Source organism: Oryzomicrobium sp. (genome assembly GCF_036820405.1).
In the GTDB taxonomy this organism is placed as follows: Bacteria; Pseudomonadota; Gammaproteobacteria; order Burkholderiales; family Rhodocyclaceae; genus Oryzomicrobium.
Genome location: NZ_DAISLS010000008.1, coordinates 26,462 through 39,690, shown reverse-complemented (window position 1 = coordinate 39,690; position 13,229 = coordinate 26,462). Strand labels below are relative to the sequence as shown.

The 13,229-nt window shown below is 66.6% G+C and carries 10 protein-coding genes; 5 read left to right on the top strand and 5 right to left on the bottom strand.

Going from position 1 to position 13,229, the window contains the following annotated elements; genetic code table 11:
- Nucleotides 1-12 precede the first annotated feature (12 nt).
- Nucleotides 13-414 (top strand): 50S ribosomal protein L17, encoded by a 402-nt coding sequence (rplQ, locus tag V7Z98_RS08800; RefSeq protein ID WP_293266149.1) that lies wholly within the window; start codon nt 13-15, stop codon nt 412-414.
- Between the two features lie 147 nt (nt 415-561).
- Here the strand turns inward: rplQ and V7Z98_RS08795 are convergent, their stop codons facing one another.
- The 5 genes from V7Z98_RS08795 to V7Z98_RS08775 form a co-directional block, all read right to left on the bottom strand.
- A complete protein-coding gene (locus V7Z98_RS08795; protein WP_334157700.1) occupies nt 562-1,290 on the bottom strand; it encodes an amino acid ABC transporter ATP-binding protein in 729 nt (242 codons plus the stop codon).
- A complete protein-coding gene (gene gltK, locus V7Z98_RS08790) occupies nt 1,287-1,964 on the bottom strand; it encodes a glutamate/aspartate ABC transporter permease GltK (RefSeq protein ID WP_293266153.1) in 678 nt (225 codons plus the stop codon). Before gltK ends, V7Z98_RS08795 begins: the two co-directional genes overlap by 4 nt.
- Nucleotides 1,961-2,701 carry an amino acid ABC transporter permease gene (locus tag V7Z98_RS08785; RefSeq protein WP_334157699.1) on the bottom strand — a complete coding sequence of 247 codons (741 nt, stop codon included), beginning with the start codon at nt 2,699-2,701 and terminating at the stop codon, nt 1,961-1,963. The genes gltK and V7Z98_RS08785 overlap by 4 nt, the downstream gene beginning before the upstream one ends.
- Before the next feature lie 85 nt (nt 2,702-2,786).
- Nucleotides 2,787-3,698: a glutamate/aspartate ABC transporter substrate-binding protein gene (locus V7Z98_RS08780; RefSeq protein WP_334157698.1), complete on the bottom strand. Its 912-nt coding sequence runs from the start codon at nt 3,696-3,698 to the stop codon at nt 2,787-2,789.
- Nucleotides 3,699-3,912: 214 nt separating this feature from the next.
- The gene (locus V7Z98_RS08775; protein ID WP_334157697.1) at nt 3,913-5,736 is read right to left on the bottom strand and encodes an ABCB family ABC transporter ATP-binding protein/permease; all 1,824 of its coding nucleotides are present in this window, start codon (nt 5,734-5,736) and stop codon (nt 3,913-3,915) included.
- Nucleotides 5,737-6,124: 388 nt separating this feature from the next.
- On the opposite strand from V7Z98_RS08775, the gene dnaE reads away from it, so the two are divergent.
- The 4 genes from dnaE (at nt 6,125) to V7Z98_RS08755 (ending at nt 13,055) form a co-directional block, all read left to right on the top strand.
- Complete coding sequence (dnaE, locus tag V7Z98_RS08770) at nt 6,125-9,586, top strand: DNA polymerase III subunit alpha (protein ID WP_334157696.1); 3,462 nt, start codon at nt 6,125-6,127, stop codon at nt 9,584-9,586.
- Nucleotides 9,587-9,817: 231 nt separating this feature from the next.
- Entirely contained in the window at nt 9,818-10,285 is a 468-nt protein-coding gene (locus V7Z98_RS08765; RefSeq protein WP_293266163.1) for a WbuC family cupin fold metalloprotein, read from the top strand.
- Between the two features lie 570 nt (nt 10,286-10,855).
- A complete protein-coding gene (locus tag V7Z98_RS08760; RefSeq protein WP_293266165.1) occupies nt 10,856-11,536 on the top strand; it encodes a response regulator transcription factor in 681 nt (226 codons plus the stop codon).
- On the top strand, nt 11,502-13,055 hold the full coding sequence (locus V7Z98_RS08755) for a sensor histidine kinase (protein WP_293266167.1): 1,554 nt from the start codon (nt 11,502-11,504) through the stop codon (nt 13,053-13,055). Before V7Z98_RS08760 ends, V7Z98_RS08755 begins: the two co-directional genes overlap by 35 nt.
- Nucleotides 13,056-13,229: the final 174 nt, after the last annotated feature.

Genomic DNA, 13,229 nt, shown 5'->3' with positions numbered 1-13,229 from the left:
AGGAACTCAACCATGCGTCACCGTAACGGTCTTCGCAAACTGAACCGTACCAGCGCGCACCGCCAGGCGCTGCTGCGCAACCTGACCAACGCCCTGCTGCGTCACGAAGCCATCCGCACCACCCTGCCGAAGGCCAAGGAACTGCGCCGGGTGGTCGAGCCGATCATCACCCTGGGCAAGACCCCGAGCCTGTCCAATCGCCGCCTGGCCTTCAACCGCCTGCGCGACCGCGAGATGGTGGTGAAGGTCTTCGACGAGCTGGGCCCCCGCTTCCAGACCCGCCCCGGCGGCTACCTGCGCATCCTGAAGTGCGGCTTCCGCCCCGGCGACAATGCGCCGATGGCCTACGTCGAACTGCTGGATCGTCCCGAAGGCGGCGAAGCCGTGGAAGGCGAAGTGGTCGAGCAGGCCTAAGCCTTCTCTGCCCACAAGCATCAAGAAAAAAGCCAGGCGTTCTGCCTGGCTTTTTTCTTTGCCATTCTGCCTGTTGCACCGCCGTTGCTTGCCGCATCGGCGCTCGCAGGCCGCCACGGCGGGCTTCCCCACCGTGGCGGCAGTGCCTCAGTGCTGAAGGATCTTGGAGAGGAACTGCTGGGCCCGCTCCGAGCGCGGTGTGCCGAAGAACTCCTCCTTGCCGGCATCTTCGACGATCCGTCCCTGGTCCATGAAGATCACCCGGTTTGCCACTTTGCGAGCAAAGCCCATCTCGTGGGTCACGCACATCATGGTCATCCCTTCCTGGGCCAGCTCGACCATGACGTCGAGCACCTCGTTGATCATCTCCGGGTCGAGGGCCGAGGTCGGTTCGTCGAACAACATGCAGATCGGGTCCATGGCCAGGGCCCGGGCGATGGCCACGCGCTGCTGCTGACCGCCGGAGAGCTGGCCGGGATTCTTTTCGGCATGGGCCTTGAGGCCGACCCGTTCGAGAAACTTGAGGCCCTTGGCGCGGGCCTCGTCCCTGGATCGGCCCAGGACCTTGACCTGGGCGATGGTCAGGTTCTCGGTGATGGTCATGTGCGGGAACAGCTCGAAGTGCTGGAAGACCATCCCCACGTGGGCACGCAGCTTGGGCAGGTTGGTCTTGGGATCGGCGATGGAGGTGCCGTTGACCACGATGTCGCCCTGCTGGAACGGCTCCAGCCCATTGACGCACTTGATCAGGGTGGACTTGCCCGAGCCGGAGGGGCCGCACACCACCACCACCTCGCCCTTGCGGATCTCGGTCGAACAATCGGTCAGCACCTGGAACTGACCGTACCACTTGGAAACGTTGCGGATGGAGATCATTGACCGATCCTCTTGTGGAAGCGTTTGACGAATTGGGAAAGGCTGAAGCAGAGCACGAAGTAGACGGCCCCGGCGAACAGCAGCAGCTCGACGATGCGCCCGTCCCGGTCGCCGATCTTCTGGGCGGTGCCGAAGAAGTCGGCCAGACCGATGACGTACACCAGGGAGGTGTCCTGGAACAGGATGATCGCCTGGGTGAGCAGCAGGGGCACCATGTTGCGGAAAGCCTGGGGCAGCACGATCAGCCGCATCGTCTGGCCCGGGGTTAAGCCCAGGGCCAGGCCGGCATTGACCTGCCCCTTGGACACGCTCTGGATGCCGGCGCGGATGATCTCCGAATAGTAGGCTGCCTCGAACAGGGTGAAGGCCACCAGGGCCGAGACGAAGCGGATGTCGGACAGCCCCTCGCCGAAAATGCTCTTCAGCAGCTGCGGCACGATCAGGTAGAACCACAGGATCACCATCACCAAGGGCACCGAGCGGAACAGGTTTACGTAGCCGGCGGCGAGAAAGGCCACCGTCCGGTTGGACGACAGCCGCGCCACGGCCAGTACCGTGCCCCAGAGGATGCCGATGACGATGGCGGTGAGGGTGATCTCCAGGGTCACCGCCATGCCCTTGGCGAGCAGGGGCAGGGCGCCGGGGATCGAACTCCAGTCGAAGTCGTAGTTCATTTGCCACCTCCGATGAAGCCCGGCACCTGGACGTTCTTTTCCAGGCGGCGCATCAGGAACATCACCGTGACGTTGATCAGCATGTACAGCAGGGTGACGGCGATGAACGCCTCATAGGGCTGGGCCGTGTAGTCCACCAGCTGCTGGGCCTGACGCGACAGTTCGATCAGGCCGATGGTGGTGGCCACCGCCGAGTTCTTGAAGATGTTGAGGAACTCGGAGGTGAGGGGCGGGATGACGATGCGGAAGGCCATCGGCAGGATCACGTAGCGGTAGGTCTGGGGCAGGGTGAAGCCCAGGGCCAGGCCGGCGTTCTGCTGCCCCTTGGGCAGGGAGAGGATGCCGGCGCGCACCTGCTCGGCCACCCGGGCCGAGGTGAACAGCCCCAGGCACAGCACCGCCGCCAGGAACTGCTGGGACAGCGGATTCATCTGCTTGAAGGCGTCGCCCCAGCCGAAGGGCAGCAATTCGGGCACGACGAAGTACCAGACGAACAATTGCACCAGCAGGGGCACGTTGCGGAACAGTTCGACGTGGCAGGTGGCGAGGAAGGACAGGGGCTTGCTCGGCACGGTGCGCAGCACCCCGATCAGCCCACCGACCAGGAGGGCGATGACCCAGGCCGAGAGGGAGAGGGTGACGGTCCATTGCAGGCCCACCCCCAGCCAGCCCAGGTAGGTGGTCTCGCCGGACGGCACCGTCTGCAGGAAGACCGGCCAGTTCCAGTTGTAACTCATGGGAATCGACTTTCAGGGGATTGAAAGAAAAACGGAAGGGCGCAGGCCCTTCCGTCTCCATGCGCCGTGGTGACGCGCCTCGCGCTTATTCGAAGGGCTTGTCGTTGGGCGCCTTGTAGAGCGCCTTCATGGCGTCGGACAGGGGGAAGTTCAGGTTCAGCCCCTTGGGCGGGATCGGGTTGAGGAACCACTTGGCGTAGATCTTCTCCGCCTCGCCCGAGGTCATGGCCTTGGTCAGGGCCGCGTCCACCAGCTTCTTGAACTGAGGGTCGTCCTTGCGCAGCATGCAGCCGTAGGCTTCAAAAGACTGGGGCGTACCCACCACCACCCAGTCGGCCGGGCGCTTGGCCTTGGCCATTTCGCCGTAGAGCAGGGCGTCGTCCATCATGAAGCCGACGGCGCGGCCGGTTTCCAGGGTGAGGAAGGCCTCGCCGTGGTCCTTGGCGCTGATGATGTTCATCTTCATCTGCTTCTCTTCGTTCATCTTGCGCAGCAGACGCTCGGAGGTGGTGCCGGCGGTGGTCACCACGTTCTTGCCGGCCAGGTCGGGGAAGTCCTTGATGCCCGAAGTGTTCTTGGTCATCAGCCGGGTGCCGATGATGAAGATGGTGGTCGAGAAGGACACCTGCTTGGCCCGCTCGCTGTTGTTGGTGGTGGAGCCGCACTCGATGTCCACCGTGCCGTTCTGCACCAGGGTGATGCGGTTGGCAGAGGTCACCGGCATCATCTTGACCTGCAGGTTGGGGGCCTTCAGCTCGGCCTTGACCGCATCCACCGCCTTCAGCATCAGTTCCTGGGAGTAGCCGATCACCTGCTGCTTGTCGTCGTAGTAGGAGAAGGGGATGGAAGATTCCCGGTGCCCCAGGGTGATGGCGTTGGTTTCCTTGATCTTCTTCAGGGTCGGGCCCAGGTCCTGGGGGGCCGCCACGGCCGTGGCCGAAACCGCCAGGGCGGACAGGCCGAATGTGAGGGCGAGGGACGTTGCGATCTTGTTCATCTGGGTTTCCTCTCGTTATTGAATGTTCTTCGACAAATGAGCGGGCAAGGGGCAAAAAGTTGCAGAACCTTCTGCCCTCTCGCCCCGAAACGCGGGCCGGTGCTGCCTGCCATTCTTCCATGATGGCCCAAGGATGCGGCGATTCCAGGAATTCCGGCGATTCTAACCAGTTACGGCGCGCCCGTCGTACCGCGCCGCACCAAACGACGGGCGCTCAGGCGAGGGCCATGGCGCCGTCGGCCTGGCTGCCTTCCTCACGCTGCTGCAAAGCCCACAGCTGGGCGTAGGCCCCGTCGGCGGCGAGCAACTGGGCGTGACTGCCGCGCTCGACGATACGTCCCCCGTCGAGCACCAGGATTTCGTCGGCGTCCATCACGGTGGACAGGCGGTGGGCGATCACCAGGGTGGTGTGGCCCCGGGCCGCGGCGCGCAGGCTCTCGCCGATGGCCTGCTCGGTCTTGCTGTCCAGGGCCGAGGTGGCCTCGTCGAAAATCAGGATGCGCGGCTGCTTCAGCAGCGCCCGGGCAATGGCCACCCGCTGCTTTTCGCCGCCGGAAAGCTTGAGGCCCCGCTCCCCCACCCGGGTTTCGTACTTGTCCGGCAGGCTCTCGATGAACTCATGCAGCTGGGCGGTGCGCGCTGCGGCGACGATCTCCTCGCGGCTGGCCTCGGGCCGGCCGTAGCGCAGGTTGTAGAGCAGGGTGTCGTTGAACAGCACCGTGTCCTGGGGGACGATGCCGATGGCGCCGCGCAGGCTTTCCTGGCGGAAGTCGCGAATGTCCAGGCCGTTGACCCGTACGGCGCCGCCGGTCACATCGTAGAAGCGGAACAGCAGGCGCGACAGGGTGCTCTTGCCGGCGCCGGAATGGCCCACCACCGCTACCTTGTGGCCGGCCGGCACGGTGAACGACACCCCGTGCAGGATCGGCCGCTTGGCGTCGTAGTGGAAGTGCACGTTCTCGAAGCGCACCTCCAGGGGGCCGCTGGGCAGGTCCCGGGCGTCGGGGCGGTCGGCGATCTCCCGGTTCTCGCCGAGCAGCTTGAACATGCGCTCGATGTCAGTCAGGGCGGTGCGGATCTCCCGGTAAACGATGCCGAGGAAGTTGAGCGGCATGTACAGCTGGATCAGGAAGGCATTGACCAGCACTAGGTCGCCCACGGTCATGCGCCCCTCGGCCACGCCGTTGGCGGCGCGCCACATTATGGCGGTCACCCCCAGGGCGATGATCGCCTGCTGGCCCAGGTTGAGGGCCGACAGGGATAGCTGGCTCTTCACCGCAGCGCCCTCCCACTTTTGCAGGGCGCTGTCGTAACGGCTGGCCTCGTACTGCTCGTTGTTGAAGTACTTCACCGTCTCGAAGTTGAGCAGGCTGTCGATGGCCTTGCTGTTGGCGGCCGAGTCCGACTCGTTCACCGCCCGGCGGATGGCGATGCGCCGGTTGGACACCACCACGGTGAACACGATGTAGGCGGCCAGCGACACCAGGGTGATGAGCACGAACCCCACGTCGTATTTGACGAACAGGATGCTCATCACCAGGGCTAGCTCCACCAGGGTGGGCAGGATGCTGTAGAGCAGGTAGCTGATCAGGCTGCCGATGGAACGGGTGCCCCGCTCGATGTCCCGGGACACGCCGCCGGTCTCCCGCTCCAGGTGGAAGCGCAGCGACAGGGAGTGCAGGTGGCTGAACACCTGCAAGGCGATGGAACGCACCATGCGCTGGGTCACCCGGGTGAACAGCATCTCGCGCAGTTCGGTGAACAGGGCGGTGGAAAAGCGTAGCAGGCCGTACAGCAGCAACAGCAGCACCGGCAGGGCCAGGGCCTGCTGGGGGCCGGACAGGTCGTCGATCATGTGCTTGAAGATGATCGGCGTGCCGACGTTGGCGAACTTGGCGGCGATCAGGCAGGCCATGGCCAGGGCCACCCGGCCCCGGTACTGCCAGACGTAGGGCAGCAGGGTGCGCAGGGTGGCGAGCACGTGCAATTCGGGGGCGGGGCCGGCGGGAGCCGGGTGGGCGGAATGGGAGCGGCGCATGGGGCGATAGGGCTGGAACGGCGGAAAGGGCGGCCGGCACGGGCAAGCTTAAGCAGGCGGCGGACGGCGCAGACGGGCGGTGCCCGGGGAGGGGCGTCAAGCGCAGTATGCCCCGCCCGCCCCGCTTTCGTCTCGCTGCGGCAAGGGCGGCCAACCGAGGGCGGGATGAGGGCAGGGCGGGGGGGCGCGGAGGCACCACACAAGTCCGCGCCAGTTCTCGCTCTTGGCGATGCCCTGCTGAAACTCCGCGCCTGGCGCGGGGTTTGGCGAGGCGGCCGGAAGCATCATCGGCACGGGGCATGACACGGAACGGGCCAGGCAAGGTGAGCCGACGGTGAAAGGACGAGATGGAAGGAATGGGTCCGAGGGGTGGAGTAAAATCGCCCCCATGACCGACCCGCGCTTCATCCACCTCCGTCTCCACAGCGAGTATTCCATCACCGACGGCATCGTCCGCCTCGACGACGCCGTAGCCAAGGCCGCCGGCGACGGTATGCCGGCCCTGGCGCTCACCGACCTGGCCAACGGCTTCGGGCTGGTCAAGTTCTATCTGGCGGCGCGGGGCAAGGGGGTCAAGCCGATCGCCGGCGCGGACGTGTGGATCGCCAACCCCCAGGAGCCGGACCGGCCCAGCCGGCTGCTGCTGCTGGTGCGCAGCCACGCCGGCTACCTGCAACTGTGCGAACTGCTTTCCCGGGCCTACCTGGAGCCGAGCCGGCGCGACCGGGCCGAAGTCCAGCGCGAGTGGTTCGCCGAAATCGGCTGCGACGGGCTGATCGCCCTGTCGTCGGCCCACCTGGGCGACGTGGGCGAATCCCTGTTGGCGGGCAACAGGGACGAAGCGAAGAGGCGTGCCGAGCGCTGGGTCGCGTTGTTCCCGGACGCCTTCTACCTGGAAGTGCAGCGCTACGGCCAGCCCCAGCAGGAGTTGCTGGTTTCGGCTACCGCCGATCTGGCGGCGGAAACCGGACTGCCCCTGGTGGCCACCCACCCGATCCAGTTCCTCTCTCCGGACGATTTCCTCGCCCACGAGGCCCGGGTGTGCATCGCCGAGGGCTACGTGTTGGCCGACACCCGGCGCCCCCGGCCCTATACGGAGCAGCAGTACTTCCTCACCCAGGAGGACATGGCCGAGCGCTTCAAGGACCTGCCCGAGGCCCTGGCCAATACGGTGGAGATCGCCAAGCGCTGCAACCTGTCGCTGACCCTGGGCAAGAACTACCTGCCCCTCTTCCCCACCCCCGAGGGCATGACCCTCGATGACTTCCTGATCGACGAGGCCAAAAAGGGGCTGGAAGAGCGCCTCGCCCACCTCTATCCGGACCCGGAGGAGCGGGAACGGCAGCGGCCGCGCTACGAGGAACGGCTCAAGTTCGAGTGCGACACCATCGTGCAGATGGGCTTCCCCGGCTACTTCCTGATCGTGGCCGACTTCATCCAGTGGGCCAAGAACAACGGTGTGCCGGTGGGCCCGGGCCGGGGTTCCGGCGCCGGCTCCCTGGTGGCCTACTCGCTCAAGATCACCGACCTGGACCCGCTCGCCTACGCCCTGCTGTTCGAGCGCTTCCTCAACCCGGAGCGGGTGTCGATGCCCGACTTCGACATCGACTTCTGCCAGGACAACCGCTGGCGGGTGATCGAGTATGTGCGCGGCAAATACGGCGCCGACGCCGTGTCCCAGATCGCCACCTTCGGCACCATGTCGTCGAAGGCGGTGATCCGCGACGTGGGGCGCGTGCTCGACATGCCCTACAACTTCTGCGACCAGCTGTCCAAGCTGATCCCGGTGGAGCAGAACAAGCCCCTGGGGCTCCGGGAGGCCATCGAGGCCGAACCGCAACTGAAGGAGCGGATCGAGCAGGAAGAAGAGGTCAGCGAACTGTTCGCCCTGGCCGGCAAGCTGGAGAACCTGTCGCGCAACGTCGGCATGCACGCCGGCGGCGTGCTGATCGCCCCGGGCAAGCTCACCGACTTCTGCCCCCTCTACTGCCAGCCCGGCGGCGAGTCGGTGGTGTCCCAGTACGACAAGGACGACGTGGAAAAGGTCGGTCTGGTGAAGTTCGACTTCCTGGGCCTGCGCAACTTGACCATTATCGAGCTGGCCCTGGACTACGTGGCCCGGCTCACCGGCACCCGCCCGGACCTGGCGGCCCTGCCCTTCACCGACCCGGCCGCCTACCGCATCCTGAAGGAAGCCAACACCACGGCGATCTTCCAGGTGGAATCGGACGGGATGAAGAAGCTGTTGAAGAAGCTCGGCCCCGACCGTTTCGAAGACATCATCGCCGTGCTCGCCCTGTACCGCCCCGGCCCGCTCGGCTCGGGGATGGTGGACGACTTCATCCTGCGTAAGAAGGGCCAGCAGGCCATCGACTATTTCCACCCGGACCTGGAAGCCAGCCTGTCGCCCACCTACGGCGTCATCGTGTACCAGGAACAGGTGATGCAGATCTCCCAGATCATCGGCGGCTACACCCTGGGCGGCGCCGACATGCTGCGCCGGGCCATGGGCAAGAAGAAGCCCGAGGAAATGGCCAAGCACCGGGAGACCATCGCCGAGGGCGCCAAGAAGAAAGGCTACGACCCGGCCCTGGCCGAACAGCTGTTCGACCTGATGACCAAGTTCGCGGAGTACGGCTTCAACAAGTCGCACACCGCCGCCTACGCGGTGGTCACCTATCACACCGCCTGGCTCAAGGCCCACCACTGCGCCGCCTTCATGGCCGCCACCATGTCCTCGGACATGGACAACACCGACACCGTGAAAATCTTCTACGAAGACACGGTGGCCAACGGCATCACTGTACTGCCGCCGGACGTGAACCATTCCGACTACCGCTTCGTGCCGGTGGACGCCAAAACCATCCGCTACGGCCTGGGCGCGGTGAAGGGCACCGGCCAGCAGGCGGTGGATTGCATCCTCGCCGCCCGGGCGGCGGATGGGCCGTTCACCGACCTGTTCGACTTCTGCCGCCGGGTGGACAAGCGCCTGGTCAACCGCCGCACCATCGAGGCCCTGGTGCGGGCCGGCGCCTTCGATTCGATCGCCCCGGAAGGCGGCGACCGGGCGCTGCTGCTGGCCTCCGTCGGCGTGGCCATGGAGGCCGCCGAGCAGGCCGCCGCCTCGGCCCACCAGGGCGGCCTGTTCGACATGTTCGCCGCCAGCGGCGAGGCCACCGAGCACGCCCCCGACTACGTGCGCCCGGCCGCCCCCTGGGACGAGAAGCAGCGCCTCACCGAAGAGAAGATCGCCCTGGGCTTCTTCTACTCGGGCCACCTGTTCGACTCGGTCAAACACGAGGCCCGCCGCTTCGTCAAAAAATCCCTGTCCCAGCTGGAGCCGGCCCGGGACCTCCAGATGGCCGCCGGCATCGTCGCCGACGTGCGCACGCGCATGAGCCAGCGCGGCAAGATGGCCCTGATCCTGCTCGACGACGGCACCAAGCAGGTGGAGGTCACGGTCTTCTCCGAACTGTTCGACGCCAGCCGGAACAAGCTCAAGGTAGACGAACTGCTGATCGTCGAGGGCAAGGTCAGCCGCGACGACTTCCGCGACGGCATCCGCTTCGTCGCCGAGCGGCTGATGACCCTGGCCGACGCCCGCAGCGAATTTGCCCGCTACCTGGCCCTGTCCATGAACGGCCAGGCCGACGCCAAGAAGCTGCGCGCCCTGCTCGCCCCCTACGTGCCCGGCCCCTGCCCGGTGCGGGTGCGCTACCGCAACGACGCCGCCAGCTGCGAGCTGATCCTGGGCGAAACGTCCCGGGTGCGCCTGGAAGAACCCCTGCTCGCCGAGTTCCGCCGCTGGCTGGGGGACGACGGCGTGACGGTGGCCTACGCCGGCGATTGAGTCTGCCGTTTTTGGCGTTTATCTAATTACCAAACCCCGCGCCAGTATTGGCTTTCCGAGGTGCCTGCCTGGAGAGCGAGGACTGGCGCGGAGCTTGAAGCAGCGGCCGTGTAGAACCAAGCTGGGCGCGGGCTCGCCCTATCCCGATGCTTGCGGCCCTGTCCCCGCTTCGACGACCCGGCCGCCCCCGGCTTTTTTTCTGATCCCCTGATCCCCTGATCCGCCACCGCCATGACCCTGATCGACCAGACCCTGCTCGACGCCCTGTCCGCCGAAGCCCGCCAGGCTCCTCGGGGGCGCAAGAACCGCAACTTCCACCCGGCGGACGACTTCCCCGCCCACCGGCTGCTCAACGCCATCGAGCCCGGCTCCTACGTCATGCCCCACCGCCACCTGGACGGAGACAAGGCCGAGACCATCGTGGTGGTGCGCGGCGAACTGGGGCTGGTGTTGTTCGACGACGCGGGAGCGGTGGCCGCGACCCATCGCCTGACCCCCGGCGGGGCGGCGGTGGGCGTGGACCTGCCGGCGGGCACCTGGCATTCGGTGCTGGGGCTGGTGCCGGGCACCGTCTTCTTCGAGGCCAAGGCCGGCCCATACGTGCCGATCCGGCCGGACGAAAAGGCCGCCTGGGCGCCGGCCGAGGGCGACCCCGGTGCGGCCGCCTACCAACAACGCTTGGCCGGGTATTTCGCCTGATCCAGCACGCTGCGCGACCGGGGCGCCGTGTTGCAGCGCGGCAACCGGGAGCGGGGCAATTTGCTACACTCAATCGCAATATCCCGCCGGCAATTTGCGGGGGGCGTGGAAAAAGCGCGAAGAACGCTCCGGCGGGCCGATGCGGCCATTCCGCAACATGAATGGGGCTGCACCGGCAACGACGGGCCGGGCGTGAAAAGGCCCACAGACAGCAGGGATAATAAGGGGGATGATGGCCGGGCCGACCGGCTGGGGGGCGAGATGAATACTCGCGAGCCGGGGAAAAAACGGCGGGGAGCGTGGTGATGGCGGAAAACCGCCTTTTCCAGATAGGGGAGTTCGCCAGGCGAACCGCTCCATCCGCTCCCCAGGCGACGACCCTAGCCAGGCCGCCGACCCCAAGACCATAAAAGGAGAACAGCGCCGGTCAGGCTACGCTCAAGCCCTTACGCCATGCTTACGCCATGCGGGCGGCCGGTGCTTACCGCCGCGCACGGACGCTTTCCCAGCCTTGCCGCCGCCCGCTCCACCCGTTCCATTGTTTCGCCCGCACCTCCTCTCCAGGTTTCCATGCGCATCCTCGTAGCAGAAGACGACAAGATCATCGCCGACGGACTGGTCCGTTCCCTCAAGGCCGCCGGCTACGCCGTGGACGTGGCGGCCAACGGGCTGGACGCGGACAACGCCCTGGTGGCCAACACCTACGACCTGGTGATCCTCGACCTGGGCCTGCCCCGGCTGCCCGGCCTGGAAGTGCTCAAGCGTCTGCGCGGCCGCCAGAGCGCCGTGCCGGTCCTGATCCTGACCGCCCTGGACGGCACCACCGACCGGGTCAAGGGCCTGGACCTGGGGGCCGACGACTACATGGGCAAGCCCTTCGACCTGCAAGAGCTGGAAGCCCGGGTGCGCGCCCTGACCCGACGTTCCTCGGGCACCGCGCCGCTCATCCAGTGTGGCGCCCTGAGCTACGACCAGGTGGGCCGGGTGGCCCAGCTGAATGGCACCAGCCTGGACCTGTCGGCCCGGGAGCTGGGCCTGCTGGAAATCCTCCTCTCCCGGGTCGGCCGGCTGGTGTCCAAGGACCAGCTGGTGGATCACCTGTGCGGCTGGGGCGAAGAGGTGTCGCACAACGCCATCGAGGTCTACATCCACCGCCTGCGCAAGAAGCTCGAACCGGGCGTGCGCATCGCCACGGTCCGTGGCCTGGGCTACTGCCTTGAAAAACCCCAGGACGACTCCCGCGTCCGCTGAGGCGGACGCCGCGCCGGAGGCGGGGGGCGGCAAGCGGCGCGGCGGGGGCGGCCAGCGCTCCCTGTTCGGCGAGATCCTGGACTGGATGCTGGCGCCGCTCCTGTTCGTCTGGCCGGTGTCGATCGCCATCACCCACTACTTCGCCAACACGGTGGCGGCCTACCCCTACGACCAGTCGCTGCGCGAGCACGTGAACGTGGTCACCCGCCAGATCAAGTTCGTGGACGGCAAGCCGGTGGTGAATCTGCCCCTTTCGGCCCGGGCCATCCTGCGCGCCGACGAGGTGGACAGCGTCTACTTCCATGTCATCACCCGCCAGGGCCAGCGCATCGTCGGCGACCCGGAACTACCCATGCCCGACGATCCGGCCACCCTGGTCGGGGAACTGGGCGAAATCCAGTTCCGCGACACCGAAATCGGCGGCCAGGACCTGCGCGTGGCTTACTCGATCATGGGCGACCCGGCGGTGGCCAAGGACCGCTGGCTGATCGTCGAGGTGGGCGAGACCTTGGAAAAGCGTTCCCAGCTGGCCAACAAGATCATCGCCAGCGTCATCCTGCCCCAGTTCGTCATCATTCCCCTGGCGGTGGTGTTGGTCTGGTTCGGCCTGTCCCAGGGGCTGCGGCCCCTCACCTGGCTGCGCGAGCGCATCGAGGCCCGGCCCGAGGACGACCTGTCGCCGATCCCCAACCGCCGGGTGCCGGAAGAGTTGCGCCCCCTGATCGACGCCTTCAACGCCATGATGGAGCGGGTGCAGCGCAACCTGGAGGTGCAGACTCGCTTCATCGCCGATGCCGCCCACCAGTTGCGCACCCCCCTGGCCGGATTGAAGGCCCAGGTGCAGCTGGCCCTACGCGAGAACGACGCCGAGCAGGTGCGCCACGCCCTGGGGCAGATCGACATCAGCGTGGATCGGGCCTCCCACCTGGTGAACCAGCTGCTGGCCCTGGCCCGGGCCGAAGGGGTGACCGGCGACGCGGACCTGGTGGTGGTGGACCTCAATCAACTGCTCAAGGAGTGCGCCAGCGAGTGGGTGTTCGCCGCCCTGGACAAGCAGATCGACCTTGGCTTCGAGGATGCCGGCGAGCCGGTGGCGGTGCGCGGCTACCCCTTCTGGCTGCGTGAGCTGATCAACAACCTGCTCGACAACGCCCTGCGCTACACCCCGGCCCACGGCCGGGTGACCTGCCGGATGCGGCGCGAGCTGGGGGAGGGCAGCGGTAGCGACCGGGCCGTGCTTGAGGTCGAGGATAACGGTATCGGCATCCGCCCCGAGGAGTGCGAACTGGTGTTCGAGCGCTTCTACCGCAGTGAGGAAGTCACCGGCGGGGTGGTGGACAGCAAGGGCAGCGGCCTGGGCCTGCCCATCGTGCGCGAGATTGCCGCCCTGCACGACGCCACCGCCAGTCTGGTGCCCAATCCCCTGGAAAAGGGTACCGTGGCGGCGGTATCCTTCCCCCTCTACCATCCCCCGGAAGAGCCGGCACCCCCCAGCCCGATCATGGCGGGCCTGGCGTGACGCCGCGACGATAGGTGCAACGCCGGTTTCCCACAGCGGGCCGGCAGTGGGTTGGTGCGGGGCGATCGCTCCCGGCCGGCCGGTTTTTGCTGCAGTTGCACAGTAAACAATTCGTTGCGCGTAAGTGAAACGTAAGGTTTCCCTCCTAGATTACCGACATTCCTGTCCATCCCG

Bases quoted from the DNA above. Each gene is read 5' to 3' on its own strand.
- gltK (WP_293266153.1), bottom strand. From the start codon at position 1,964: ATGAACTACGACTTCGACTGGAGTTCGATCCCCGGCGCCCTGCCCCTG.
- rplQ (WP_293266149.1), top strand. From the start codon at position 13: ATGCGTCACCGTAACGGTCTTCGCAAACTGAACCGTACCAGCGCGCAC.
- V7Z98_RS08795 (WP_334157700.1), bottom strand. From the start codon at position 1,290: ATGATCTCCATCCGCAACGTTTCCAAGTGGTACGGTCAGTTCCAGGTG.
- V7Z98_RS08785 (WP_334157699.1), bottom strand. From the start codon at position 2,701: ATGAGTTACAACTGGAACTGGCCGGTCTTCCTGCAGACGGTGCCGTCC.
- V7Z98_RS08760 (WP_293266165.1), top strand. From the start codon at position 10,856: ATGCGCATCCTCGTAGCAGAAGACGACAAGATCATCGCCGACGGACTG.
- V7Z98_RS08780 (WP_334157698.1), bottom strand. From the start codon at position 3,698: ATGAACAAGATCGCAACGTCCCTCGCCCTCACATTCGGCCTGTCCGCC.
- V7Z98_RS08765 (WP_293266163.1), top strand. From the start codon at position 9,818: ATGACCCTGATCGACCAGACCCTGCTCGACGCCCTGTCCGCCGAAGCC.
- V7Z98_RS08775 (WP_334157697.1), bottom strand. From the start codon at position 5,736: ATGCGCCGCTCCCATTCCGCCCACCCGGCTCCCGCCGGCCCCGCCCCC.
- dnaE (WP_334157696.1), top strand. From the start codon at position 6,125: ATGACCGACCCGCGCTTCATCCACCTCCGTCTCCACAGCGAGTATTCC.